Origin of the sequence: Xylanimonas allomyrinae, assembly GCF_004135345.1 — a bacterium.
GTDB classification, from domain to species: Bacteria; Actinomycetota; Actinomycetes; order Actinomycetales; family Cellulomonadaceae; genus Xylanimonas; species Xylanimonas allomyrinae.
This window is the reverse complement of record NZ_CP035495.1, coordinates 2,466,578-2,491,901: the sequence shown is the minus strand read 5'-3', so window position 1 is coordinate 2,491,901 and position 25,324 is coordinate 2,466,578. Positions and strand designations below refer to the sequence as shown.

Genomic DNA, 25,324 nt, shown 5'->3' with positions numbered 1-25,324 from the left:
ATGTCTCCTATGCCTCGGGTGTGCGCACGGACCCGAAGCCGGTCGTCCTGCGCAGCGTGAAGCCGAGGGTCTGGTAGAGGCGGATGGCGCCGGTGTTGGAGGCGGCGGCGTGCAGGAGCGCACGGTCGCCGCGCGCGTGGATGTGGTGGGCGACGTCGAGCACGAGCCGGGTCGCGAGCCCGCGGCCCCGGTGGCGGGGGTCGGTCGTGACGGCGCTGATCTCGGTCCACCCGGTGGGGCGCAGGCGTTCGCCCGCCATGGCCACGAGGAGCCCGTCGCGCCGGATGCCGACGTAGCGGCCCAGCAGGTAGGTGCGCGGCAGGAAGGGTCCGGGGCGCGAGCGTTCGACGAGGTCGAGCATCTCGGGCACGTCGTCGGCGCCCAGCACCACGGCCTCGTCGTCCGGCCGGGTGCGGGCCCGCAGCGCGTCGGTCTCGACGAGCTGCACGCCGGGAAGGTGCGGCTCGCGCGCCCACCCGGGCGGGAGCGCGACGTCGTCGGGCGGCGCGGGGAACGACGCACCGGGGCCGACGACGGCGAGGATCGCCGCGAACACCTCGGGCTCGTCCCAGGACCGCACCGCGGCGAAGGGCGAGACGTCGGCGGGGTAGCGCAGCACGAGCTCGTTGCCCTCGGCGAGGTGCGCGTGCGCCCCCGTGAGGGACGACCAGGGCGCGGCGTCGAGGACGTCCGTGCCGGTTTCCGCGAGGGCGGTCATCAGCTCGCCGTGCCGTGGCTCAGGCGGTGGTAGGACCGGTCGCGGTAGACGAGCGGCGGGGCCTGTGTGGTGCCGGCGTCGAGTGCGCGCAGCGAGACGAGGTAGCTGTCGCCGACGGGTGTGCGTTGCACGATGCGCGCCCGGATCCAGGAGACGGCGCCGTCGATCACGGGCTCGCCGGTGGGCAGCGCGGTCCAGCCGCCGGCCGCGAACCGGTCGATGCCGCTGGTCGCGAAGCGGGCCGAGACGTCGCCCTGGTGGTCGGCGAGGAAGGACACGGCGAGGGTCTGCGCCGCGCTGACGGCGGGCCACGACGACGACGAGGACGCGAGCGAGAACGCGAACAGCGGCGGCTGGGCCGACACCGAGATCACGGACGTCGCGGTGAAGCCCACGGGCTGGTCGCCGTGCCGCAGGGCGACGACGGCGACGCCGGCCGGGTGGCGGCGGAAGACGTCCTTGAACGCCGCGGCCGTGAGCTGCGGCTCGTCCTGCTCGGCGAGCAGGACCTCGAGCGTGGTGAGGTTCTCGGTGGTCATCGCGTCGACCCCACGAGCGCCGCGCCGAGCGCGCGTTCGAGCGCGGGGCGTTGGCTGCGACCCAGTCGTCGGCGACGGTGTCGAGGTCGGCGAGCTGGGCCTCGGTGACGGCGAACGTGCGGGTCGGCACGACGGCGCCGAGCTCGACGAGCAGGGGCCGCAGGTGGACCTCCCCGGCGAGCTGGTGGGCGGGGTTGCCCGAGACGACGACGGGGACGACGACGACGCCGGCGAGGCCGTCGGGCCCGTACAGGTCGAGGAACGCCTTGAGCAGGCCGGTGTAGGAGGCCTTGTAGACGGGGGTGGCGACGACGGCGAGCGTCGCCTGGGCGAGGCGGTGCCGGGCGGCGTCGGCGGCCGGGTGGGCGGGGGCGAGGATCTCGCCGGCGAGGTCGGCCAGCTCGATGGTGTCGAGGGTGTCGTCAGTTCCGATGCCGAGCCGGGTGGCGAGGCGGGTGGCGACGGCCTGTGCGGCCGTCAGGGTTCGTGACCCGGCACGTGGGTTGCCGGAGAGGACGACGACCGGGGTCGTGGGGGACGAGGGTGTGGGCATCGTGGGCTCCTCGTGGTCGCACGCTTGCCGCGCGGCGACTCGCCCGTGGGCGGCCGGCGGCCAGGTCATCTCCCGGAGCACCCCGTCGTGGCTTGGGGTTGCTGCCCAGCGAGCCGGGACTTGGCGCTGGGACTCGTGACCTGGCAGTAGTTGACGGCTGCCGTGCGAGGACGTCCACCCTCAGGGTGATGAGTCTCACGATGCGGGATGCCCGCGGTGCGGGACGCGTGGTCCCGCCGACGTCAGTGCGGTGCGTCGACGGCGTCGCGGCGGTTCCACGGCAGCGTGCCGTGGTGCGCGAGCCACAGGCCCGCTCCGGTGAGCGTCGCCGCACCCACGAGGTTGCCGAGGATGACGGGGATCTCGTTCCACAGCCACCAGTCGGAGAACGAGATGTCCGCACCCATGAGCATGCCCGCGGGGATGACGAAGAGGTTGACGACCGAGTGCTCCCACTGGAGCCCGAAGAACAGCGTGATGGGCAGCCAGATCGCGGCGATCTTGGCGCCCGTGGTGCGTGCCGTCATGCCCATGACGGCACCGAGCGAGACGAGCCAGTTGCACAGGATCGCGCGCAGGAACACGAGACCGAGGCCGGCGCCGGCGCCGAGCGCCTGGTATCCGAGGGTCTTGTGCTCGGCGAGGTTCCGGATCCACTCGGCGACGGGCGCGTCCATGGTGTGGCCCATCTCGGTGACCGTGGCCCAGGCGACGACCGCGAAGATTCCGCAGCCGATGATGTGGCCGAGCAGGGCCCAGCCGATCGCCCGGAACACGTCGACGCCGCGCGCCTGACCGCGCCACCAGGCGAGGGGTACGAGCCCCATGGTCGAGGTCACCAGTTCGAGCCCGAGCAGGATGACGATGACCAGTGCCATGGGGAAGACGAGCGCCCCGGTGAAGGTGATGCCGGTCTGCGTGGCTACGGTGCCCGCGAGCAGGGTCACGGCTCCGAAGACGAACGAGGCGAGGATCGCCTGCACCATGATCTTGCGGGCGGGCCGCGCGGCCTTGTAGGCCCCGGATGCGACCATCTCGTCGACGACGGCGGTCGGCGAGACGGTGCTGGCGATGGTCAGGACTTCGGACACGACGGCCTCTGCTTCTCGGCGTGGCAGGAATGTGGTCAGACCATAGTAGACCCGCTGATCGTCGTCGAGCGAGCGGGCGCGCGCGGCACGACCCACCCGTGCAGCGGCCGCGTCGGCGCGCCGACGTCGGTGCGCGGCCCTACTGTCGAGACGTGCCTTCCCGACACCTCAGCCTCGCCTCGACCTCCTCCGACGAGGTGCGGGCCGCGCTCGCAGCGCTGCGAGCGGAGCTCGGCCTCCCCGCGATGTTCTCGCTCGCGGTCAACGACGAGGCGCGCGCCGCCGCGGCCCGTGACGTCACCCGCGACCGGCAGGACCGCCGTGACGTGGACTTCGTCACCATCGACCCGCCAGGCTCGATGGACCTCGACCAGGCCGTCCACGTGGCCTCGTCGGGCGACGGGTACATCGTGCGCTACGCCATCGCCGACGTCGCCGCCTTCGTGACGCCGGGAAGCCGGCTGGACCGCGAGGTCCACCGCCGCGGCACCACGGTCTACGGCCCCGACACGCGCACGCCGCTGCACCCGCCCGTGCTGTCCGAGGGCGCGGCGAGCCTCCTGCCCGGAGAGGACCGCCCCGCAGCCCTGTGGACGATCGGCCTCGACGCCCACGGCGAGCTCACCTCGGCGACCGTGGCGCGCGCGCTCGTGCGCTCGCGCGCCCGCCTCACCTACGGCGAGGCACAGTCCGCGCTCGACGACGGCACCGCGCCCGAGCCGCTCCAGCTCCTCGCCGACGTCGGCCGGCTGCGCCAGGCGCGCGAGCGAGACCGCGGCGGCGTGTCGCTCGACGTGCCCGAGCAGGAGGTCGTCGAGCGGCCCGACGGCTCGTTCGCCCTGGCCTTCCGCCGCACCCTGCCCGTCGAGGGCTGGAACGCGCAGATCTCGCTGCTGACCGGCATCGCGGCGGCGCGCATGATGCGCGAGGCCGGAGTCGGCATCTTCCGCACGCTGCCGCCCGCCGACCCGCGCGACCTGGCCCGCCTGCGCCGCACCGCCGTCGCGCTGGGCATCGACTGGCCCGACGACCTGCCGTACGCCGAGCTGCTGCACCGGCTCGAGTCGCGCCGCCCCACGCACGCGGCGTTCCTCAACGAGGCCACCACGCTGTTCCGCGGCGCGGGCTACCTCGCGTTCGGCGTGCCCGGCGAGGACGGCACGACGGTACGGCTCCCGGACGGCGCCTCGGCCGCCGAGGGCGGGGCCCGCCACGCCGCCATCGCCGCCGAGTACGCGCACGTCACCGCGCCGTTGCGCCGCCTCGTGGACCGCTACGGCATCGAGGTGTGCCTCGCCCACTCGGGCGGGCGCGACGTGCCGCGCTGGGTCGCCGACGCGCTGCCCGGCCTGCCGCGCACCATGAGCACGACGGGCCGCGTCGCGTCGTCCTTCGAGCGCTCGTGCGTCGACGTCGTCGAGGCCGCGCTGCTGGGCGCGCGCGTGGGCCAGACGTTCGACGCCGTCGTCGTCGAGGTCGAGGAGCGCAACGGCCGACCCGCGACCCGCGGCGAGGTGGTGCTGCGCGACCCCGCGGTGCGCGCCCGCGTCGACGGTGAGAACCTGCCGCTCGGTGCGCGCACGCGCGTGACGCTCGCCGAGGCGTCGGTGCCGGAGCGCCGCGTCCGCTTCCGCCTCTGACGGGGCGGGCGGATAGGGTCGCGCCATGCCCGCCCGACGCCGCACCGACCCCGCCGCCGGACGCGCCGCCGTCGGCGCCTGGCTGCGTGGTGAGGCCGTGCGCGCGCAGACGACGACGGCGGTGCGCTTCACGCTCGAGGAGCTCGCGGACGTCGCGCCCGGCAACGCCGTCGAGGTGCGGGTGCCGCCGGCCGGTGCCGTCCAGGCCGTGCCCGGCCCCCGGCACACGCGCGGCACGCCCCCCAACGTGGTCGAGACCGACGTCGAGACGTGGCTGGGCCTGGTCACCGGCCGCGTGCGATGGGCCGACGCCGTCGACGACGGGCGCGTGCGCGCCTCGGGCGAGCGTTCGGACCTCTCGTCGCTCCTTCCGTTGCAGGCGGCGCGCGAGCGCTGACATGCCCGCGTCACAACCTGCGGATACGGTGCCCCTCGCAGCGTGATCCCGGTCACTGTGCGCTCGCCGTCCGGCGGACGCCGTCGCGATGGAGAACGTTCACTACCGGTTCACCTGTGCCTGTTTGCGTGTGTCCGCCACCAGCGCATTCACCGAGGAGCCAGTGTGACCATCACGTCCCCTGCCGGACGACGCAGGAAGGGCGCCCTCGCGGCGCTCCTGTCCGCGGCCGTCGCCGTCCCTACCACTCTCGCGCTCGCCGCCCCCGCGGCGGCGAACGTCAGCCCGCAGTCCCCGGTCGTCATCGACGAGGTGTTCGGAGGCGGCGGCAACAGCGGCGCGCCGCTGAGCCAGGACTTCGTCGAGCTGTGGAACACCACCGATGAGCCCGTCTCGCTCGCGGGCTGGTCGATCCAGTACGCGTCGAGCGGCGGCACCTGGGCCAACGGCGCCCAGACCAACCTCACGGGCACCATCCCCGCCCACGGGCACTACCTCGTCGGCGAGGCGTTCGGCGCGAACACCGCGCTGCCGTCGCTGCCGGCGCCCGACGCCACCGGCACCATCGCGATGTCGGGCACGGGCGCGAAGGTCGCGCTCGTCCAGACCACGACGCGGCTGGGCTGCACGGGCGCCGCCTGCGCCACGGTCCCCGACGTCGTCGACCTGGTCGGCTGGGGATCGGGCGTCAACGCCTGGGCCGGAGCCACCGCGGCCCCCGCGACGTCGAACAGCACCTCGATCGCGCGCGCCGACCACGCCAACACGGGCGTCAACGGCGCGGACTTCGTGGCGGGAGCGCCGACACCGGCCAACGCCGCCGACACGGGCGGCACGCCCGACCCCGACCCGACGCCGACGCCGACGCCCGATCCCACGCCGACCGCCACCCCGGGCCAGGACACGCACACGATCGCGCAGATCCAGGGCACGGGCGCGGCCTCGCCGCTCGTGGGCCAGACCGTCACGACGACGGGCGTCGTCACCGCGGCCTACCCGACCGGCGGCCTCAACGGCTACGTCATCCAGACGCCGGGCACGGGCGGCGCGCTCGACCTGACGACGCACACCGCCTCGGACGCCGTCTTCGTCTACTCGTCCTCGACGGTTGCCGCGGTCCGCGTCGGCCAGACCGTCCAGGTGACGGGCACCGTGAGCGAGTTCAACGGCCTGACCGAGATCACCGTCGACGGCACGCAGCACCTGGCCCTCCTGCCCGACGCCGCACCGGTCGCCCCGGCGACGGCCGCCTGGCCGGGCTCGGCCGCGCAGCGCGAGTCCATCGAGTCGATGCTCTACGCCCCGGGCGCGTTCACCGTGAGCAACGCCTACACGGCCAACCAGTACTCGGAGGTCGGCCTGGCCGCCGGTGACACGCCGCTGATCCAGTGGACCGACGCCGCCCGCCCGGGCAGCACCGAGGCCGAGGCGATCAAGGCCGACAACGCCGCCCGCGGCGTGGTGCTCGACGACGCCTCGACGCTCAACTTCCTCAGCTCGGCCAACAGCGGCCTGACGCCGCCCTACGTCTCGCTCGACGACCCGGTGCGGGTCGGCGCGGCCGTGACGTTCACCGAGCCGGTGATCGTCGACTACCGCAACGACGCATGGAAGCTCAACCCGACCCACCAGGTCACGGCCGGCGGCCCCACGCCGGTGACGTTCGAGCACACCCGCACCGCGGCCCCGCAGAACGTGGGCGGAGACCTCAAGGTCGCCACGTTCAACGTGCTCAACTACTTCACGACGACGGGCGACGCCTACGGCGGCTGCTCGTACTACGCCGACCGCCAGGGCAACCCCATCGCGGTCAACACGTGCCCGGGCAACGGCCCGCGCGGCGCGTGGGACGCCGCTAGCCTCCAGCGTCAGCAGAGCAAGATCGTCGCTGCGATCAACGCGGTCGACGCCGACGTCGTGGGCCTGCTGGAGATCGAGAACTCGGTCGCGCTGGGCGAGCCGAAGGACGAGGCCGTGGCCACGCTGGTCGCCGCCCTCAACGAGGCGGCCGGCTCGGACGTGTGGGCCTACGTACCGTCGTCGTCGGAGCTGCCGGACCCGGCCGAGATGGACGTCATCAGCAACGCGATCATCTACAAGCCGGCCGCCGTCGAGCGCGTCGGGCAGTCGCGCGCGCTGGGCACGGCGTCGGCCGCCGGGCAGGCGTTCGACAACGCGCGCGAGCCGATCGGGCAGGAGTTCGCGCCCGTGGGCGGCGGCGAGCCGTTCTTCGTCGCGGTCAACCACCTCAAGTCGAAGGGGTCGGCCGGCCCCTGGCCGGGCGACGCCGACACGGGCGACGGCCAGGGCTCGTCCAACGAGTCCCGCGTCCGCCAGGCCACCGCGCTGCGTGACTGGGTCGGCACGGTGACCGAGCCGGGCGAGGCCGTCGCGCTCATCGGCGACTTCAACTCCTACACGCAGGAGGACCCGCTGCAGGTGCTCTACGCGGCGGGATACACCGACGCCGCGTCGCACCTTTCGAGCGGTCAGTACTCGTACTCGTTCAGCGGCCTGTCCGGCTCGCTCGACCACGTGCTCCTCAACGCCCCCGCGCTCGAGCGCGCGACGGGCGCGGACATCTGGGAGATCAACGCCGAGGAGTCCATCGCGCTGGAGTACAGCCGGTACAACTACCACGGCACGCTCTTCTACGCGCCCGACCCCTACGCGTCCTCCGACCACGACCCGGTGGTCGTGGGCCTCACGCGCGGCGAGGCCGGCAACCCCGGCCCGGTCGACCTGGACATCGTCAACCTCAACGACTTCCACGGCCGCATCGACGCCAGCACGGTCAACGTCGCGGGCACCGTCGAGCAGCTGCGCGCCCAGAACCCGGACGGCACCGTCTTCGTCTCGGCGGGCGACAACATCGGCGCCTCGCTGTTCGCCTCCGCGCTCCAGCAGGACACCCCGACGCTCGACGTGCTCGACGCGCTGGGCCTGAAGGTCAGCGCCGTCGGCAACCACGAGTTCGACCAGGGCTTCGCGGACCTCACGGGCCGCGTCGCCGACCAGTCCGGCTTCCCGTACCTGGGCGCCAACGTCTACACCAAGGGCACGACGACACCGGCACTGCCGGAGTACGACGTCGAGGAGGTCAACGGTCTCGACGTCGGCTTCGTGGGCGTCGTCACGCAGGAGACCCCGTCGCTCGTCTCGCCGGCCGGCGTCTCCGGCCTCGACTTCGGCGACCCGGTCGAGGCGCTCAACCGCGTCACCGCCCAGCTCAAGGACGGCGACCCCGCCAACGGCGAGGCCGACGTCGTGATCGCCCTCGTGCACGACGGCGCCTCCGCCGGCACGCCCGACGGTGCAACGCTCGAGCAGGAGGTCGCCGCGGGCGGCCCGTTCGCCGAGATCGTCACCGACACCGACCCGCGCGTGGCCGCCATCCTCACCGGCCACACCCACAAGCAGTACGCGTGGGACGCCCCGATCACGGGCACCGACCGCACGCGCCCGATCATCCAGACGGGCAACTACGGCGAGTTCGTCGGCCACACGTCGCTGACCGTCGACCCCGCGACCGACGAGGTCACCGACTACACGGTCGAGAACGTCCCCCGCTCGACGACGCCCGCGGCCGAGCTGGTCGCCACCTACCCGCGCGTGGCGCAGGTCAAGACGATCGTCGACGCGGCGCTCGCCCAGGCCGACGTCATCGGCTCGCAGCCGGTGGGCAAGGTCACGGCCGACATCACGACGGCCTTCGCGGGCGGCGCCCGCGACGACCGCGCGTCCGAGTCCACGCTGGGCAACCTCGTGGGCGACGCGCTGCGCGACTCGCTCGCCTCCCCGGAGCGCGGCGGCGCGCAGATCGGCATCGTCAACCCGGGCGGCCTGCGGGCCGAGCTCCTCAAGGGAGACGACGGCGTCATCACGTACGCCGAGGCCAACGCGGTGCTGCCGTTCGTCAACAACCTCTGGACGCTGACGCTCACGGGTGCCCAGCTCACGGAGGTCCTCGAGCAGCAGTGGCAGACCAACACGGACGGCACGCGCCCGTCGCGCCCGTACCTGGCCCTGGGCCTGTCCGACAACGTCACGTGGGTCGCCAAGACGGCCGACGGCAACGCCACCCCGGGCGGCAACGTCCTGGCGGTCTACGTGAACGGCACGCTGGTCAAGCCCACGGACACCTTCCGGGTGGCGACGTTCAGCTTCCTCGGCACGGGCGGCGACAACTTCCGCGCCTTCACGCAGGCGACCGACGTGCGCGACTCGGGCCTCGTCGACCGTGACGCGTGGATCGACTACATCAAGGCCAACTCGCCGCTCACGCCGTCGTTCGCCCGCACGCGGACCGTCGCCGGCACCCTGCCTGGCACGGTCACGGCCGGGGGCCAGGCCACGGCGTCCCTGAGCGGGCTCGACCTGACCTCGCTGGGCTCCCCGGCCAACACGTCGGCGTCCGTCTCGCTCGTTCCCGCCGGTGACACCGCGTCCGACGGCGTCGCCCTGGGCGAGACGGCCGTCAGCGGCGGTGCCGCCACGGTCGCCGTCACGATCCCGGCCGGGACCGCGGCGGGTGCCTACGCGCTCAAGGTGGTCGCGACGCCGTCGGGCACGACGACGCTGCTGCCGGTCACGGTCGAGGCCGCCCCGGCCCCGCTGTACCCGGCGTTCCTGCCGGGCCTCGTCTACACCGGCGGCGAGAAGGTGACCTACCACGGCACGGCGTACCAGGCCCAGTGGTGGACGCTGGGCACGGCCCCCGACGCCTCGCCCTGGGGATCGTGGATGGAGATCGGCGCCGAGGTGAAGACGCCGGCCGGCACGTTCCTCGAGTGGACCGGCTCGTGGGTCTACACGGGCGGCGAGACGGTGGTCCACGACGGGCACCGCTGGAAGGCCCAGTGGTGGACCCGCAACCAGGAGCCGGGGGCCGACGCGTACGGCCCGTGGAAGGACCTGGGGGCGATCTGACGCCGGCTCTGCCGCACCCCTGACCGCCCGAGGCCGGGCCGTCCCCGCGAGGGGAGGGCCCGGCCTCCGGCGTGTGCGGGCGTGTGGGGGCACGCGGCTACCCTGGCCGGGTGAGCACCGCGCCCGAGCCAGACCACGCCCCCGCGCCCGAGTCCGAACCCGCGGCTGAGCCTGCACCCGAGCCCGCGGCTGTGCCCGACACCGTGCCCGACACCGTGCCCGACACCGTGCCCGCCGACGTCGACGTGCGGGCGCTCGTCGATCCGGCCACCGTCCGCCGGGCCCCCCGGTACAAGGGCTTCTTCGTGGTCGGCGTCGTCGCGGGCCTCGTGCTGGGCCTCGCCTTCGGGCTCTACCTGCTGTCCACGTTCGAGCCGGGCCGCGACCAGGAGCTCGGCAAGCCCGGTGTGTGGCTGACGGTGACCGTCCTGGGCACGACGGCGCTGACGACCCTGCTCGCGGGCCTGGTCGCGAGCGTCGTCGACCGCCGCAGCGTGCGGCGCCGTGACGCCAATCGCTCCGTGTGATACTTGAGGCATGCCTTTGCGCCCTGACGGTCGCCTCAACCATGACCTGATGCCCGGCGAGAAGGGCCCTCAAGACGCGTGCGGCGTCTTCGGGGTCTGGGCTCCCGGTGAGGAGGTCGCGAAGCTCGCCTACTTCGGGCTGTACGCGCTCCAGCACCGCGGCCAGGAGTCTGCCGGCATCGCCACCTCGAACGGAGAGCAGATCCTCGTCTACAAGGACATGGGCCTCGTGTCCCAGGTCTTCGACGAGACGGCGCTCGACGCGCTGCGCGGCCACATCGCCGTCGGCCACTGCCGCTACTCGACCACGGGCGGGGTCACGTGGGAGAACGCACAGCCGACGCTCGGCGCGACGGCGTCGGGCACCGTGGCCCTGGGCCACAACGGCAACCTCACGAACTCGGCCGAGCTCGTCAACCTGGTCGCCGAGCGCTACGGCGCGCAGCGCCGGGGCGAGCTCGCCCGCGGCAACACCACCGACACGGCGCTCGTCACCGCGCTGCTGGCCGGGGACCCCGACCACACCCTGGAGGCGACGGCGCTCGAGGTGCTGCCGCGTCTGCGCGGGGCGTTCTCGCTCGTCTTCATGGACGAGCGCACCCTGTACGCCGCGCGCGACCCGCAGGGGGTGCGCCCGCTCGTGCTGGGCCGCCTCGAACGCGGCTGGGTCGTGGCGTCCGAGACGCCGGCCCTCGACATCGTCGGCGCGTCGTACGTGCGCGAGGTCGAGCCGGGCGAGCTCATCATGATCGACGGGGACGGCCTGCGGTCGCGCAAGTTCGCCGAGCCGCAGCGTGCCGGGTGCGTCTTCGAGTACGTGTACCTGGCCCGCCCCGACACCGTCATCAACGGTCGCTCCGTGCACTCCGCGCGCGTCGAGATGGGCCGGGCGCTCGCCAAGGAGCACCCCGTCGAGGCCGACCTCGTCATCCCGACGCCCGAGTCGGGCACACCGGCCGCCGTCGGGTACGCGCAGGAGTCGGGCATCCCGTTCGGGCAGGGCCTGACCAAGAACGCGTACGTGGGCCGCACGTTCATCCAGCCGTCGGACACGCTGCGCCAGCTCGGCATCCGCCTCAAGCTCAACCCGCTGCGCGAGGTCATCCGCGGCAAGCGGCTCGTCGTCGTCGACGACTCGATCGTGCGCGGCAACACCCAGCGCGCCCTGGTGCGGATGCTGCGCGAGGCGGGCGCGGCCGAGGTGCACGTGCGCATCTCCTCGCCGCCCGTCACGTGGCCGTGCTTCTACGGCATCGACTTCGCCTCGCGCGCCGAGCTCATCGCCAACGGCCTGGCGGTCGACGAGATCGGCCAGTCGCTCGGCGCCGACTCGCTGGGGTACATCTCGCTCGACGGCATGATCGCCGCGACGCAGCAGCCCGCCTCGCAGCTGTGCGCCGCGTGCTTCACGGGCAAGTACCCGATCGAGCTGCCGCCCGAGGACCAGCTCGGCAAGCACCTGCTCGAGCAGGACGAGCTGCCGCTCGGCGCGCCCGAGGACGGCCTGCACACGCTGTCGGTCGCCCTGGGCGGCGCCGGCGCCCTTGCCCACCCGTGACGCACCACCAGGGAGCAGCATTGAGCAACGAAGGCCTGACGTACGCCGCCGCCGGCGTCGACACCGAGGCGGGCGACAAGGCCGTCGAGCTGATGAAGGACGCCGTGCGCCGCACGCACGGCCCGGCGGTGCTCGGGGGAGTGGGCGGCTTCGCCGGCCTGTACGACCTTGCGGCGTTCAAGGAGTACCGCGCGCCGCTGCTGGCGACGTCGACCGACGGCGTCGGCACCAAGGTGGCCATCGCTCAGGCGCTCGACAAGCACGACACCATCGGCTTCGACCTGGTCGGGATGGTGGTCGACGACATCGTCGTGGTGGGCGCCAAGCCGCTGTTCATGACGGACTACATCGCCACCGGCAAGGTGGTCCCCGAGCGCATCGCGGACATCGTGCGCGGCATCGCGCAGGCGTGCGAGGTCGCGGGGACGGCGCTGGTCGGCGGCGAGACCGCCGAGCACCCCGGCCTGCTCGCCCCGGACGAGTACGACGTCGCGGGCGCGGCGACCGGCATCGTCGAGGCCGACCGCGTGCTCGGCCCGGACCGCGTGCGCGCGGGCGACGTGCTGATCGCGATGGCCTCGAGCGGCCTGCACTCCAACGGCTACTCGCTGGTGCGCGCCGTCGTGCGGCACGCGGGCTGGGAGCTGGACCGGCAGGTCGACGAGCTGGGCCGCACGCTCGGCGAGGAGCTGCTCGAGCCCACGCGCGTCTACGCCTCGGACGTGCTGGCTCTCGCGGCCGACGACGCCGCGCAGGTGCACGCCTTCACGCATGTCACGGGTGGCGGCCTGGCCGCCAACCTGGCCCGCGTGCTGCCGGCGGGTCTCGTCGCGACCGTCGACCGTGCGAGCTGGCAGGTGCCCCCGGTGTTCGGCCTGGTGCGCGCGCTGGGCCAGGTGCCCACGGGCGACATCGAAGGCACGCTCAACCTGGGTGTGGGGATGGTCGCCGTGGTCGGGGCCGAGGGTGTCGACGCGGCCCTGGCGCGTCTGGCGGCACTGGGTGTTCCCGCCTGGGAGCTCGGGACGGTCGCGCCGCTCGACGCGTCCGCGACGCGGGAGGATCTGGTCGCGGGCACGAAGGGCGTCGACGGCGGCGCCGTGCGCCTCGTGGGCGACTACCGCTTCTGAGGGAGCCGGGCCGGTACGGCCCTGTCATGCATGAGGGCCGATGCACGAGGGCCCGGACGGCATCAGCCGTCCGGGCCCTTCGCACGTGCAGTGAGGCGCTCGGTCAGCGCTCGTCGTCGTTCCACGCGGAGTACGTGTTGTCGTAGTCCTCGTCGTGCGCGGAGTACCGATCCTCGGTGGCGACGTCGGTGTGTCCGCTGCCTCGCAACTCCTGCTCCAGCGCGTGGTAGTTCGTCGCGGGGCTGAAATACTTCAGCTCGCGAGCAACCTTGGTCTGCTTTGCCTTCTGACGGCCGCGGCCCATGGCTCCCCTCAACGTGGAGCGGGGCGGCGACGTCTCCAGACGTGCGGCCCCGGATCAAGTGCGTGTCTGTTCAGAGACCAACGGTACATGAGCGCCAGGCATTCCCTCCACTCCGCGATCGTTTTCTGGCCCGGGTGGGGCGAGGAGCACCCCGCGGTGACGGGTTCCGCCCATTTCATCCACGCGCCAAGTCGCACAAATCGGCCACGGGGCCACAATGAATGAGTGCTGGTCGTGGACGTCACACCGAGCTCCGCCGGGGCCCGGCCGGCACAGTTGCTGTGACAGGGGAGGTACAGGATGTCGCTCCACGGAGAGTCTGAGGTCCTGCTCACACCGGCGGAGGTGGCGAGCCTGTTCCGGGTCGACCCCAAGACGGTGACGCGCTGGGCCAAGGCGGGCAAGCTCTCGTCGATCCGCACGCTCGGCGGGCACAGGCGCTACCGCGAGGCCGAGGTGCGTGCGCTGCTCGGCGCGGCGTCGGAGAACGTTGAGCATCCCGCGGACTAGCACGGAAGCGGCGGGTCGGGGACCCGGTGACGCGTCGCGGGTTCGGCCGGGTGTGGCGGATCAGCGCCGCACCCGCCGGGTCACCGTGATCGTCACGACGACGGCGAGCGCGGCTGCGGCGACGAACAGCACCTTGACGTTGCGGGCACGCTTCGCGTCGTCGGCGGGCAGACCGCCCCCCGTGAGGAACGCGGCGGCGTCCGCGGCGGCGGTGCGTGTCGACTCCTTGACCCGGTTCGCCTGGTAGCCGGGTGACAGGCGTGTGGTGAGCGCGTCGATCGTCGCGCCGAGCTCGGCGCGCGTGCGTTCGACCTCGGCCTGGAGCTCGAGCGGGCTGGGGCCCTTGTCATGGGGGTGCTTGCCGGCGGGGCTGCGCCGGTGCCGGCGGGCGAGCCGACGGCGGGGCGGGGGAGCTGCTCTTCGGCGGTCACGACAGGTCCTCCTTCGTGGTCGTGGAGGCGAGGCTGCTGCGCACGGTCGCGATGTCGCGCTTCACGCGGTCGATCGACTCGGGCCGGGTCGACGCCCGCTGGAGCAGATTGACGCCGCCCATGACGAGGCCACCGGCCAGGAGCAGCATGACGACGCCGATGACGAGGGCGGACAGCCACAACGGCCAGGCCTCGCCCAGGCCGAGCACGGCCGACCAGATGAGCACCCCGATCGCGTAGAGCACGATGACGCCGGCCGCGGCGAACAGGCCGATGCCGATGCCGGAGGCCTTGGCCTTCGTGGCCAGCTCGGCCTTCGCCAGTGCGACCTCTGCGCGGACGAGCCGGCTGGTCTGCTCGGAGAGCTGCTCGACGAGCCGTCCGAGGGTAGGGGAGTCGTCCGGGTCACTCATGCTCACACTCAACCCGTTTCCGCTGGTCGCGGCAATTCCAACGTCGGATTCAGATCGACGACGTGAAAAGCCCCCGGATCGGGGATCCGGGGGCTTGAGGTGGCTCCGAGGGGCGTCGATCCCCTGACCTCACGATTTTCAGTCGTGCGCTCTACCAACTGAGCTACAGAGCCTTGGACACGAACGCCCGGGTCGTTGCCGACACCGGGCGTGACATGCGCGACCCTGACGGGACTTGAACCCGCGACCTCCGCCGTGACAGGGCGGCGCGCTAACCAACTGCGCTACAGGGCCTCGACCCTTGGCGATCATGTCGCTCTCGGGCCGGGTAGAAGCGTACCCCACCAGCGCCGCAAACCCGAAATCGGCCGCTGACCTGCTGTGATGCACTTCCTCAGTACCCCCAACGGGATTCGAACCCGTGCTACCGCCGTGAAAGGGCGGGGTCCTGGGCCGCTAGACGATGGGGCAGGACGGGACGATCTTACCTGGGCGAAGATGGTCGCGTGATGGACTTCTCCCGTGCCGACTTCGAGGATGCCGTGTCCGACGCCCTCGACATCGTTCCCCCTGAGCTGACGGCGATGATGGACAACGTCGTCGTGCTGGTCGAGGACGACGCCCCGCGCGACGATCCCGAGCTGCTCGGGCTGTACGAGGGGGTCCCGCTCACCGAACGCGGCCTGTCGTGGGCCGCCGGGTCGCTGCCCGACCGCATCACGATCTTCCGCAACCCCACGCTCGCGATCTGCGACTCGCGCGACGACGTCGTCGAGGAGGTCGCTGTCACCGTCGTCCACGAGATCGCGCACCACTTCGGCATCGACGACGACCGGCTGCACGAGCTGGGCTGGGACTGACGCCGCCCGCTCAGGCCAGCAGCGGGCCCAGCCGCCGAGCCGCGGCGCCGAGCCGCGCGGCCGTCCCCTCCGGGTCGGGCAGCCGGTCGGACGGGACCAGGACCACGAGCGCGGCGACCGCCCGCCCGTCGTCGTCGGTGGTCACGGCCCCGGCGGCGGACCAGGCACCCGCCGAGCGCAGCACGCTCCCGGCACCTGACGCGAGGCAGTCGCACGCGGCGTCGAGCAGCTCACGGGCCCCCGGTCCCGCGACGAGCGGGAAGTCGGGGTCCTCGTCGACGACGACGGGCACCGGGGCGTCCAGCCGCACCAGGTGCACGCCCCCGCGCGTCTCGGCGCGCACGCGGGCGAGCACGTCGCGCGCCGCCCGGGGCGGGCGGGGCGGCGTCGGGCGCGGGGCCAGGGCCGCGACCCGGTGCCCGAGCGCGAACCCGCGCAGGTCGGGCAGGCGGACCAGGTACTCGTCCTCCACGAGGATCTGCACGAGCCGGTAGGTCGTCGCGCGCGAGAGGCCCAGCGCTGCCGAGATCTCCTGCGCGGTCACGCCCGCACCCGCGGCGGCGACGCACGCGAGCACCTGGAGCGCGTGACGCACCGCGCGTGGCTGACGGCCGCCCACGTCGTCGCCCGGGGCGGCGGGCGCGCCGAGCAGCCGGGCCGCGGCGTCGGGGCTGGCGAAGACCGGACGGCCCATCAGGCCGCCTCGCCGAGCAGGTCCGCGGCGACGGGCTCGTCGTAGACCCCGAGCCGTGAGCGCAGCGGCGGACGCCGTCGCAGGCGCGCGAGCCCGGCGACCGCCCCGGCGCCGAGCAGGATCGCGAACGCCCACGCGCCGGCCCGGCGTGGCGTGCCGTGCGCGAGCAGCAGCATCCCGGCGAGCGCCCCCGAGAGCACGACGGCGGTGGCGAGCGCGAGCACGACCGGTCCGCGCGTGCGCTCACCGACGCGCCGCAGGAAGGGCGGAACGGCCGCGCACACCAGCGCGTACGCGGCGACGTACCCGCCCGCCGCGACCACCAGCAGCGCCTGCATGACCTCCCACAGCCGCGCCCCGGCGAGGACGGCGACGACGGGCACGGCGGTCAGCAGCGGCAGCGTGACCCGCAGGGCCGGCGTCGGCGTGCCGAGCCCGGGGTGGACGCGCCCGAGCCCGCGGGGAGCCAGGCCCTCGCGTCCCATGGTGAACAGCACGCGCACCAGCGCGGTGGTCGACGCCATCGCGCACGCGACGAACGACGCGACGACGGCCGCGTCGAGCACCGGACCCGCCCAGGCGACGCCGAACGCCGTCGTGAGCTCGTCGACGGGCGACACGCCGTCGGCGAGGCTGGTCCCGGCGCGTGCGTAGCCCACGAGCTGCGCCCAGGCCGCCGCGAGGTAGAGCGCGCCCGTGCCGGCGGCCGTCCACAGGATCGCGCGCGGCACGGTGCGGAACGGCCGGCGCGCCTCCGCGCCGAGGGTGGCCGCGCTCTCGAACCCGACGAACGCCGTCAGCGCGACCACCGTGCCGACGACGACGTCGGGGACCGTGGTCTGCGGGGTGGCCGCCCGCGCGACCGCGCCCGGCCCTGCCGCGGCGAGCAGCGCGACCACGAGCACCCCGATGAGGGTCATCGAGACGACCTCGACCACGAGCGTGACGCGGGCCGACCTCCGGATCCCGCGCCGCAGCACCCACCACACGGCCGCGCCCAGGGCCACGACCGCGACGAGGGCGGGCGCGTCGCCGGTCGCCAGGCCCGGCCATGCGCGCGCGGCCAGGCGCTGGGCCGACCAGCCCGCGCCGGCGAGCGCGAACGACGCGACGAACCCGTAGCCGAGCAGCATGGCCACGCCCGTCACGACCCCGGCGCGCGGACCCAGCCCGCGCACCACGAACGTGTAGAGCGACCCCGTCGCGGCGATCCGCCGCGTGAACTGGTTGACGCACGCCGCCACCGCCACGGCGAGCACGAGCGCCACGGCGACCGCCACGAGCACCGCGCCGGCACCGGACGCCGCCGCGACCAGCAGCGGCAGCGTCGTCGCGGCCGCGGACGGCGCGACGGCGGACAACGGCTGGGCGATCACGTCGATCACGGGCAGCGACCGCCGCGCCAGCCCGTGGACGGGCGACCGGACGGCGACGACGGGGCGGGAGCTCACGCGCGTGACCGTACCGACCGGCTGTTGCGGGGCGCCGCGGCCTGTGTTTCGGGGGTGTGACCTCGAACGAGACGGGCAGGCGGCCGCGGTCTCACACGCGCTGCGCCAACCGTTACGGGGCCGAGACGGCGGGGCAACCGCCGCCACGGACGCTGGTGCCGCCACGAACCGTCGCTCGTCACGAGCGCTCCACCGGGAGGTCAGATGTCCGCCCTCGTCCCCACCACCGCGCCGGGCCCGGCGGGTCAGGCCGCGCCGCCGCGCGCGCTGACCGGCAGGCTCGGCCCGGTCGCCATCGTCTTCATGGTCGTCGCGGCCGCGGCCCCGCTCACCGTCGTCGGCGGGGCGGCGCCGCTCGGGATCCTGCTCGGCAACGGCGTCGGGTTCCCGGCGCTGTACGCCGTCTCCGGGGTGATCCTGCTGCTGTTCTCGGTCGGGCTGGCCGCGATGACGCGCGTCGTCCCGCGGCCGGGAGCGTTCTTCTCGTTCGTCGGGTACGGGCTCGGGCGGCGCTCCGGCCTGGCCGCCGCCTACCTGGCGCTGCTCACCTACACGACGATCCAGGTGTCGGTGTACGGGTACGTCGGGTTCATCCTCTCGGGGACGTTCGCGAGCCTCGGCCTGCCCGTGCTGCCGTGGTGGCTGTGGGCGCTGGGCGTGGTCGCCGTCGTCGGGGTGCTCGGGTACCGGCACATCGACCTGTCGTCCAAGGTGCTGGGCGCGCTGCTGGTGGGCGAGGTCGGGATCGTGCTGGCCGTCGTCGCCGGAGTGCTGCTGACGGGCGGCGCCGAGGGCCTGTCGGCGGCGCCGTTCGAGCCGTCCACGGTGCTGTCGGGCTCGCCGGCGATCGGGCTCATGTTCGCCATCGCGGCGTTCATCGGCTTCGAGGCGACGGCGATCTTCCGCGACGAGGCCCGGGACCCCGAGCGCACCATCCCGCGCGCCACCTACGCGGCCGTCATCGGCATCGCCGTCTTCTACACGCTGGCGTCGTGGGGCCTGGTCATGGCGTGGGGCCCGAGCCACGTGCTCGACGTCGTCGCCGCCGACCCGGGCGGCATGATCGTGGCGACCACGGCCACGTACCTCGGCACCGCAGGCGAGGTCATCGTCCAGGTGCTGCTCGTGACCAGCATGTTCGCCTGCGTGCTGAGCTTCCACAACGTCATCACGCGCTACCAGCACACGATGTCGAACGCGGGTCTGCTGCCCGCGGCCGTGGGGTCCGTGCACCCGCGGCACCTGTCGCCGCACACGTCGTCGTTCGTGCAGACGGCGACGGCGGCGGTGCTCGTCGGCGTGTTCGCGCTGCTCGGGCTGGACCCCGTGCTCCAGGTGTTCACGTGGTTCGCGGGGGTGGCCACGCTCGCCATCGCGATCCTCATGGCCGTCACGTCGCTGGCCGTCATCGTCTGGTTCCGGCGCACCCGCGTGGACTCCCGGCGGTGGAACACCCTGGTCGCGCCGACGCTCGGCCTGCTGGGCCTGGCCGCCGCAGCCGTCGCGATCGTCGCGAACTTCCCGCTGCTGGTCGGCGACGTCGACGCCGCAGGCGCCCAGCGCTTCGGAGCCGTCAGCGCCGTGCTGCTCGGCCTGGTCGCGCTCTTCCCCCTCGTCGGCTGGGTGCAGGCCGCGATCCTGCGCCGCCGGCGCCCCGAGTCCTATGCCCGCATCACCGAGGCCATCGGCTGAAAGGAACGATCACGATGACCGCCACGCTCTCCACGACCACCACCCACCCGCTCGCCACGCTGCGCGCCGACGAGATCACGGCTGCGGCCGCGATCGTCGCCGACGCCGGCCTGGTGCGCGAGACCACCAAGTTCGTCTACGTCGGGCTGCTCGAGGCGCCCAAGGCCGCCGTGCTCGCCTGGGAGTCAGGCACCGGCGCGCTGCCTGCCCGGCAGGTGCGCGTCCAGCTCCTCGAGCTCGCCACCGGGGTCCAGCACGACGTCGTCGCGGACGTCACCGGCGGCGACCTCGTCTCGGTCGAGCAGCTCGACACCGCGCGGGTGGGCCAGCTGCCCATCCTCGACACGGAGTTCGAGCTGATCCCCGAGATCGTCGCCGCCTCGCCCGCGTGGGTCGCGGCGCTGGCCAAGCGTGACCTGACCCCCGAGCAGGTCGTGACCGTGCCGCTGTCGGCCGGGGAGTTCGGCTTCGAGGGCGAGGCCGGCCGGCGCATGGCCCGCGTCTTCGGGTTCCGCATGGACCACGCCGCCGACCACCCGTGGGCGCACCCCGTCGACGGCCTGGTCGCCTACGTCGACCTCACGCGCCGCGAGGTCACGCGCGTCATCGACCACGCGACGATGCCCGTGCCGGCCGAGCACGGCAACTACACCGACCCGTCGCTCGCGGGGATCACCGGGACGGCGCACGGCACGCTCAAGCCCATCGAGATCACCCAGCCGCAGGGCGCCTCGTTCCAGGTGTCCGACGACGGCGAGGTCACGTGGGAGGGCTGGCGCCTGCGCGTGGCCTTCGACGCGCGCGAGGGCCTGGTGCTGCACCGCATGTCGATCGCCGACGGCGACGAGCAGCGCTCGGTGGTCTACCGCGCCTCGATCTCCGAGATGGTCGTGCCGTATGCCGACCCGTCGCCCACGCGGTTCTGGCAGAACTACTTCGACACCGGCGAGTACCTGTTCGGGCGGTACGTGAACTCGCTCGAGCTGGGCTGCGACTGCCTGGGCGAGATCCACTACCTGGACGTCACGCTCGCCGACGAGTCGGGCAACCCGCGCGTGGTCAAGAACGGCATCTGCATGCACGAGGAGGACTACGGCGTGCTGTGGAAGCACTCCGACATCTTCACGGGCGTCAACGAGACCCGCCGCCAGCGGCGCATGGTCATCTCGTTCTTCACCACCGTCGGCAACTACGACTACGGCTTCTACTGGTACCTGTACCTCGACGGCACCATCGAGTGCGAGGCCAAGCTCACCGGGTTCCTCTTCTCCTCGGCCTACCCCGGCGACGGGGCGGACGGGCAGCCCTACGGCTTCGCCTCCGAGGTGGCCCCCGGTCTGGGCGCGCCCTACCACCAGCACCTGTTCTCGGCCCGGCTCGACCTCGACGTCGACGGCACGGCCAACGCCGTCGACGAGGTCGACGCGGTGCGCCTGCCCGTCAGCGACGCCAACCCGTGGGGCAACGCGTTCACCAGCCGCCGCACCCGCCTCACGTCGGAGTCCCAGGCCGCCCGCGTCGCCGACGGCGCCGTGGGCCGCACGTGGCACATCAGCTCGACCGAGCGCACCAACCGCCTCGGCCGCCCGACGGCGTACGCGCTCTACGCCCAGGAGACCCCCACGCTCATGGCCGCGTCCGGCTCGTCCATCGCGCAGCGCGCCGCGTTCGCCACCAAGCACGTGTGGGTCACGCAGTTCGCCGACGACGAGCGCTACGCCGCCGGCACGCACGTCAACCAGCACTCCGGCGGGGCCGGCCTGCCGGCCTTCCAGGCGGCCGACCGCTCACTCGAGGGCACCGACGTCGTCGTATGGCACACGTTCGGACTCACGCACTTCCCCCGCCCCGAGGACTGGCCCGTCATGCCCGTCGACTACGCGAAGTTCACGCTCAAGCCTTGCGGGTTCTTCGACCGCAACCCCGCGCTCGACGTCCCCGCATCCGCGTCGTCCCACTGCGCCCGGCGGGGCAGTGCTGCGGCGGCGCGCACGGCGACGGCCCCTGCCCGCACCACGGCTGACATGCACTGGCTCCACGTGGCAGCACTGCTCCCGGCGGGCGTGACGGTGGCCTGCGCCGCACGCCGCCCCGCCGGGAGCGGGCGCACGACCGCCGTCGTCACCGGGCTGCTCATGGTGGCCGCGATGGCCGACGTCGCGATCGCCCCCGGAGGTCTGCCCGCGCTCGTCTGGGCTGGCGTGCTGCTCGGCGCGGGGGTGGCCGCGGCGCTCGCCGGCCGCGACACGGACGACGCCTGCCGCCCCCTGCACCGGCTGCACGTCGCGTGCCTGCTGGCGATGGGCGTGCTCACGGCCGCCATGGACCTCGGCCACGCAGACGCCGCCGGATCCGGGCACCTGGGCCACCTGGGGCACGCAGGACACCCGGGCCACGGCGGTGACCCGGTCCTCACGCTCGCGCTCGCGGGTTCGGCGGCGGTCGTCGTCGCGAGCGTGCTCGTGGCGGCCGGGCGCCGTCAGGGGGAGCGCGGGACCGCGGCCCTGACCCGCGTCGAGGTACTGGCCGGGGCAGGGTCCGTCGCTCTCATGGCGCTCGGCGTCCGATGACGGCGGGAGGTTCGGCGGGTGCCCCTAGGCTGGCGCCCATGACCACTCTTGTCACCGGCGGCGCCGGCTACATCGGCGCCCACGTCGTGCGGCTCCTCCAGCAGCGCGGAGAGGACGTCGTCGTCGTCGACGACCTGACCACGGGCGCGGCCTCCCGCATCGGCCAGACCACCCTCGTGAAGCTCGACCTGGCGGCGTGCGACGCCGTCGACGTGCTCACCCGGACGATGATCGAGCACAAGGTCGACGCCGTCGTGCACTTCGCGGCGCGCAAGCAGGTCGGGGAGTCGGTCGCCCGGCCCGCCTGGTACTACCAGCAGAACGTCGGCGGCATGGCCAACCTGATCACGGCCATGGAGAACGCCCGCGTGGACCGGCTCGTGTTCTCCTCCTCGGCCGCGACCTACGGGCAGCCCGAGGTCGATCGCGTGGCCGAGAAGCTCTCCGGGCACGCCATCAACCCCTACGGCGAGACCAAGGTCGTCGGCGAGTGGCTCGGGCGCGCGGCCGGTGTCGCGTGGGGGCTGCGGTTCGTGGCGCTGCGCTACTTCAACGTCGCGGGCGCCGGATGGCCCGAGCTCGGTGACCCGGCGATCCTCAACCTCGTGCCGATGGTGCTCGACCGCCTTGAGCGTGGTGAGCGGCCCAAGATCTTCGGCACCGACTACCCGACGCCCGACGGCACGTGCATCCGCGACTACATCCACGTGCTGGACCTCGCCAGGGCGCACCTGGCGGCCCTCGACTACCTCACGTCCGACGTGCGCCCGCACGACGCGTTCAACGTCGGCACCGGCATCGGGTCGAGCGTGCGCGAGGTCATCGACGAGATCGGCCGGGTGTCCGGGCTGGACGTCACGGCCGACGTCGAGCCGCGCCGCGCGGGCGACCCCGCCGCGCTGGTCGGCTCGCCCGACCTGATCGAGAGCACGCTCGGCTGGAGGGCCGAGGCGGGGCTGCCCGAGATCATCGCGTCCGCGTGGGAGGCCTGGCAGGCCGGGCCGCGGCGGATCGGCGGCTGACGCCGCGCTCGCAGCCGGGGCGTGGCCGTCAGCGGGTGTACTCCCAGTGCCACGGCTCCGGCTTCGAGCCGCCCGGGCGGGCCCAGTCCGGGTTCTCCCACCCGAAGGCGCCGGCGTTCGCGGCCAGCCAGCGGTAGCCGTCGCTGCCGAACCCGGCGACGTTGCCGCCCAGGTCGACGGCCACCCCCAGCCGTGGTTCGAGGATCCGGGGACGGCCGCCCAGAACCCGCGCGCCCGCTTGGTCGCGACCTGGGCGGCGTACGAGCGGTACGCGTCGACGACGACGAGGTTCGTGCCGAAGCGCGCCGCGAACGCCGCGTTGAGGCGTTCGAGCTGGATCGCCGCGTCGGCGCGCAGCATCTGCCCGGACGTCCAGGGGATCTCGCGCAGCAGGTCGCGCGGGATCTGCCCGTTCGCGAAGCCGGCCGTCGCGGCGGCGAGCTGCGCGAGGTGCGTGGCGTCGGCGGCCGCCTCGGCGGCCTTCTGAGCCGCGATCTGCGCGGCGGTCGGCGGTGCCGGGGTGACGCTGACGGCGGTCGCCGACACCGCCTCGATGAGGCCCGTGAGCGTCGCCGTCTGCTGCGCGAGGGCAGCCGCGACGGCGCGCGAGGCCTCAAGGTCGACGCCGGCCGACTCGGCCGCCGCCGTCAAGGCGGCGTCGGCGGCCGCGTGGACGGACTCGCTCGACGCGCCGCCGGCCGCGGTGGTGTCGACGGGCGCGAGTGCGGCCTCGGTGTTGCTTGCGTCCGCGGCGTCCGCGGTGGCGGCGTCGGCCTGGCCTGTGGTGGCCGTGGCCGCCCGGCGCACGAGCTCGCGCACGACGGCGGTGGTCTGCGTGATCTCCTCGACGTTCTCGGCGGGCGCGTCCGCGCCCTCGGCGGCGACGTGCTCGGCTTTGACGAGCGCGCCGGACGCCTGCGCGACGGCAGCCTCGACCTCCTGCGCGGCCGCCGGGTCGGCGGCAGTGACCGTGACCGCGGTGGACTCCGGCGTGGCGGCCGGGCCCGGGACGGTGACGGCTGCCGGGCCCGTCGCGCCGGTGGGGTCCGTGGCACGGACCGTGGCCTTCGCCGTCGAGGTGGAGGCCGGGACGGCCGTCGTGAACGTGAGCGCGGCGACCGCGGCGGTCGCGAGGCCGGACGCGACGACGCGGGTGCGGGGCCGGCGACGACGTCTCGGCGCCCGGTGCAGGGCGGCGCGGGTCGGGTGGGGCTGCGGCACGGATGCTCCTCGGTGGTGGCGTGGGTGGTCTGACCAAACCACCGGGAACCGTCACCGAGGGGAGTCCTGAGGCCGCCTAGGGGAGAGCGGAAGGCGTGCATGAGTGGCCGCGAGCAACACGCGGGTGGCGCACGCTGATCGTGCGGGTGGCGCCGTGGCGTCACACCGGGAGGCTGCGCGAGGGGTGGCGGGGCGCCGGGTCAGGCAGGGAACCGGCCCGCGAGCCACCCCGCGAGGCGGTCCGGGCGGTCGGTGATGATCGCATCGACCCCGGCCGCGGTCAGCGCCTCCCACTGCGCGACGTCGTCGGCCGTCCAGACCATCACCTGCACGCCGGCCTCGTGCAGCAGCGGCACCAGGCCGTCGTCCTCCAGGACGAGCTCCACCGACGGGTTGCACGTCATGACACCGAGCTGGGCGCAGATCTCCGTGAGCGGTTCGTGCCGACGCTCGATGAGCCAGCCGCGCCGCAGATGCCCGGCGGCGTCACGCAGCGCGGCGACGGTCTCGGGCCAGAACGACTGCACGATCGTGCGCGGGCCCAGGCGTGCGGCGTCGACCGCCGAGGCGACGCGCGCGGCGTCCTCGACCGACCACACCCCCTTGAGCTCGAGCAGCAGGTCCGTGCCCGGGCGGTCGTCCAGGAACGTGAGCAGCTCGCCGAGCGTCGGGATGCGCTGGCCGGCGAACGGCGGCGCGAACCACGCGCCCGCGTCGAGCGCGCGCAGGTCCGTGAGCGACAGCGCGCCGACGTCGCCGCGCCCGTCCGTCGTCGCGTCCACCGAGTCGTCGTGGATGACGACGATGCCGCCGTCGGCCGCGACCTGGATGTCGCACTCGATCATCGCCGCGTCCGCGCGCCACGCCGCCTCGAAGGCCGCGAGCGTGTTCTGCGGCGCGACGGTGCTGTTGCCACGGTGCGCGACGACCAGCGGGACAGGCGGGGAGACGCGCGGGGAGACGTGTGGGGGAGTCACGGCGGGAGCCACCGGAACATCCTCACACCGCGACGCGGGACGCGCAGCGCGCGAGCCGCACGCTGGGCGGCCGGACCGTGGCGGTGTTGACTGCCGC

General features: G+C 73.8%; 23 protein-coding genes, 3 tRNA genes, 1 pseudogene and 1 riboswitch. Of the genes and pseudogenes, 13 read left to right on the top strand and 14 right to left on the bottom strand.

The genetic code is table 11. The features are described 5' to 3' along the window. Nucleotides 1–7: 7 nt before the first annotated feature. The 4 genes and pseudogenes from ET495_RS11425 to ET495_RS11410 all read right to left on the bottom strand — a co-directional run bounded on the left by ET495_RS11425 (nt 8) and on the right by ET495_RS11410 (nt 2,901). Nucleotides 8–718, bottom strand: coding sequence for a GNAT family N-acetyltransferase (locus ET495_RS11425; protein ID WP_129206004.1), 711 nt, complete (start codon nt 716–718; stop codon nt 8–10). Beyond that, nucleotides 718–1,257 (bottom strand): flavin reductase family protein, encoded by a 540-nt coding sequence (locus ET495_RS11420; RefSeq protein ID WP_129206003.1) that lies wholly within the window; start codon nt 1,255–1,257, stop codon nt 718–720. The genes ET495_RS11425 and ET495_RS11420 overlap by 1 nt, the downstream gene beginning before the upstream one ends. 157 nt (nt 1,258–1,414) lie before the next feature. After that, nucleotides 1,415–1,810: pseudogene (locus ET495_RS11415) on the bottom strand (NADPH-dependent FMN reductase); the annotation flags it as partial. A gap of 15 nt (nt 1,811–1,825) precedes the next feature. After that, nucleotides 1,826–1,951: riboswitch (SAM riboswitch) on the bottom strand. A gap of 101 nt (nt 1,952–2,052) precedes the next feature. Continuing rightward, nucleotides 2,053–2,901 carry a formate/nitrite transporter family protein gene (locus ET495_RS11410; protein WP_245993039.1) on the bottom strand — a complete coding sequence of 283 codons (849 nt, stop codon included), beginning with the start codon at nt 2,899–2,901 and terminating at the stop codon, nt 2,053–2,055. A gap of 152 nt (nt 2,902–3,053) precedes the next feature. Between ET495_RS11410 and ET495_RS11405 the strand changes: the two genes are divergently transcribed. The 6 genes from ET495_RS11405 to purM all read left to right on the top strand — a co-directional run bounded on the left by ET495_RS11405 (nt 3,054) and on the right by purM (nt 13,082). Then, nucleotides 3,054–4,541 carry an RNB domain-containing ribonuclease gene (locus tag ET495_RS11405; RefSeq protein ID WP_129204909.1) on the top strand — a complete coding sequence of 496 codons (1,488 nt, stop codon included), beginning with the start codon at nt 3,054–3,056 and terminating at the stop codon, nt 4,539–4,541. Between the two features lie 25 nt (nt 4,542–4,566). Continuing rightward, on the top strand, nt 4,567–4,938 hold the full coding sequence (locus ET495_RS11400) for a sterol carrier family protein (RefSeq protein WP_129204908.1): 372 nt from the start codon (nt 4,567–4,569) through the stop codon (nt 4,936–4,938). 171 nt (nt 4,939–5,109) lie between these two features. Continuing rightward, nucleotides 5,110–9,867, top strand: a complete 4,758-nt coding sequence (locus ET495_RS11395; RefSeq protein ID WP_129206001.1) for an ExeM/NucH family extracellular endonuclease — start codon at nt 5,110–5,112, stop codon at nt 9,865–9,867. Between the two features lie 110 nt (nt 9,868–9,977). Beyond that, a complete protein-coding gene (locus ET495_RS19180; protein ID WP_129204907.1) occupies nt 9,978–10,394 on the top strand; it encodes a hypothetical protein in 417 nt (138 codons plus the stop codon). A gap of 10 nt (nt 10,395–10,404) precedes the next feature. Next, nucleotides 10,405–11,952, top strand: coding sequence for an amidophosphoribosyltransferase (gene purF / locus ET495_RS11385; protein ID WP_129204906.1), 1,548 nt, complete (start codon nt 10,405–10,407; stop codon nt 11,950–11,952). A 20-nt stretch (nt 11,953–11,972) separates the two neighbouring features. Further along, on the top strand, nt 11,973–13,082 hold the full coding sequence (purM, locus tag ET495_RS11380) for a phosphoribosylformylglycinamidine cyclo-ligase (RefSeq protein ID WP_129204905.1): 1,110 nt from the start codon (nt 11,973–11,975) through the stop codon (nt 13,080–13,082). 103 nt (nt 13,083–13,185) lie between these two features. Here purM and ET495_RS11375 read toward each other — a convergent pair whose 3' ends face one another. Beyond that, on the bottom strand, nt 13,186–13,386 hold the full coding sequence (locus ET495_RS11375; protein WP_129204904.1) for a DUF3073 domain-containing protein: 201 nt from the start codon (nt 13,384–13,386) through the stop codon (nt 13,186–13,188). Nucleotides 13,387–13,686: 300 nt separating this feature from the next. Between ET495_RS11375 and ET495_RS11370 the strand changes: the two genes are divergently transcribed. Then, nucleotides 13,687–13,896, top strand: coding sequence for a BldC family transcriptional regulator (locus ET495_RS11370; protein ID WP_129204903.1), 210 nt, complete (start codon nt 13,687–13,689; stop codon nt 13,894–13,896). 60 nt (nt 13,897–13,956) lie between these two features. On the opposite strand, the gene ET495_RS11365 is transcribed toward ET495_RS11370, so the two are convergent. From ET495_RS11365 to ET495_RS11345, 5 genes are all read right to left on the bottom strand, one after another. Beyond that, nucleotides 13,957–14,175, bottom strand: a complete 219-nt coding sequence (locus ET495_RS11365) for a hypothetical protein (protein ID WP_245993452.1) — start codon at nt 14,173–14,175, stop codon at nt 13,957–13,959. A 148-nt stretch (nt 14,176–14,323) separates the two neighbouring features. After that, complete coding sequence (locus tag ET495_RS11360) at nt 14,324–14,740, bottom strand: phage holin family protein (RefSeq protein ID WP_129204902.1); 417 nt, start codon at nt 14,738–14,740, stop codon at nt 14,324–14,326. 100 nt (nt 14,741–14,840) lie between these two features. After that, nucleotides 14,841–14,913: transfer RNA gene (locus ET495_RS11355), tRNA-Phe, on the bottom strand. 47 nt (nt 14,914–14,960) lie between these two features. Further along, nucleotides 14,961–15,034 (bottom strand) — tRNA-Asp (locus ET495_RS11350). 104 nt (nt 15,035–15,138) lie between these two features. Beyond that, nucleotides 15,139–15,210: transfer RNA gene (locus ET495_RS11345), tRNA-Glu, on the bottom strand. A gap of 39 nt (nt 15,211–15,249) precedes the next feature. Between ET495_RS11345 and ET495_RS11340 the strand changes: the two genes are divergently transcribed. Then, nucleotides 15,250–15,600 carry a metallopeptidase family protein gene (locus ET495_RS11340; RefSeq protein WP_245993038.1) on the top strand — a complete coding sequence of 117 codons (351 nt, stop codon included), beginning with the start codon at nt 15,250–15,252 and terminating at the stop codon, nt 15,598–15,600. A 10-nt stretch (nt 15,601–15,610) separates the two neighbouring features. On the opposite strand, the gene ET495_RS11335 is transcribed toward ET495_RS11340, so the two are convergent. Together ET495_RS11335 and ET495_RS11330 are read right to left on the bottom strand one after the other, a co-directional pair. Further along, on the bottom strand, nt 15,611–16,294 hold the full coding sequence (locus ET495_RS11335) for a helix-turn-helix domain-containing protein (protein WP_129204900.1): 684 nt from the start codon (nt 16,292–16,294) through the stop codon (nt 15,611–15,613). Further along, a complete protein-coding gene (locus tag ET495_RS11330; protein WP_129204899.1) occupies nt 16,294–17,745 on the bottom strand; it encodes an APC family permease in 1,452 nt (483 codons plus the stop codon). The genes ET495_RS11335 and ET495_RS11330 overlap by 1 nt, the downstream gene beginning before the upstream one ends. A 204-nt stretch (nt 17,746–17,949) precedes the next feature. Between ET495_RS11330 and ET495_RS11325 the strand changes: the two genes are divergently transcribed. From ET495_RS11325 to galE, 3 genes are read left to right on the top strand one after another with little or no spacing between them, the layout of a single operon-like run. Next, complete coding sequence (locus tag ET495_RS11325; RefSeq protein ID WP_129204898.1) at nt 17,950–19,437, top strand: APC family permease; 1,488 nt, start codon at nt 17,950–17,952, stop codon at nt 19,435–19,437. Between the two features lie 14 nt (nt 19,438–19,451). Beyond that, nucleotides 19,452–22,007, top strand: coding sequence for a primary-amine oxidase (locus ET495_RS11320; protein WP_211340834.1), 2,556 nt, complete (start codon nt 19,452–19,454; stop codon nt 22,005–22,007). Between the two features lie 38 nt (nt 22,008–22,045). Beyond that, on the top strand, nt 22,046–23,029 hold the full coding sequence (gene galE / locus ET495_RS11315; protein WP_129204897.1) for a UDP-glucose 4-epimerase GalE: 984 nt from the start codon (nt 22,046–22,048) through the stop codon (nt 23,027–23,029). Nucleotides 23,030–23,057: 28 nt separating this feature from the next. Here galE and ET495_RS17715 read toward each other — a convergent pair whose 3' ends face one another. Further along, nucleotides 23,058–23,213, bottom strand: coding sequence for a M15 family metallopeptidase (locus ET495_RS17715; RefSeq protein WP_162616453.1), 156 nt, complete (start codon nt 23,211–23,213; stop codon nt 23,058–23,060). A 54-nt stretch (nt 23,214–23,267) separates the two neighbouring features. Between ET495_RS17715 and ET495_RS11310 the strand changes: the two genes are divergently transcribed. Both ET495_RS11310 and ET495_RS17710 read left to right on the top strand, forming a co-directional pair. Next, nucleotides 23,268–23,516: a hypothetical protein gene (locus ET495_RS11310; RefSeq protein ID WP_129204896.1), complete on the top strand. Its 249-nt coding sequence runs from the start codon at nt 23,268–23,270 to the stop codon at nt 23,514–23,516. 33 nt (nt 23,517–23,549) lie between these two features. Continuing rightward, a complete protein-coding gene (locus ET495_RS17710) occupies nt 23,550–24,320 on the top strand; it encodes a hypothetical protein (RefSeq protein WP_162616452.1) in 771 nt (256 codons plus the stop codon). A 130-nt stretch (nt 24,321–24,450) separates the two neighbouring features. On the opposite strand, the gene ET495_RS11300 is transcribed toward ET495_RS17710, so the two are convergent. Next, nucleotides 24,451–25,239 carry a glycerophosphodiester phosphodiesterase gene (locus ET495_RS11300; protein ID WP_245993037.1) on the bottom strand — a complete coding sequence of 263 codons (789 nt, stop codon included), beginning with the start codon at nt 25,237–25,239 and terminating at the stop codon, nt 24,451–24,453. Between the last annotated feature and the right edge of the window lie 85 nt (nt 25,240–25,324).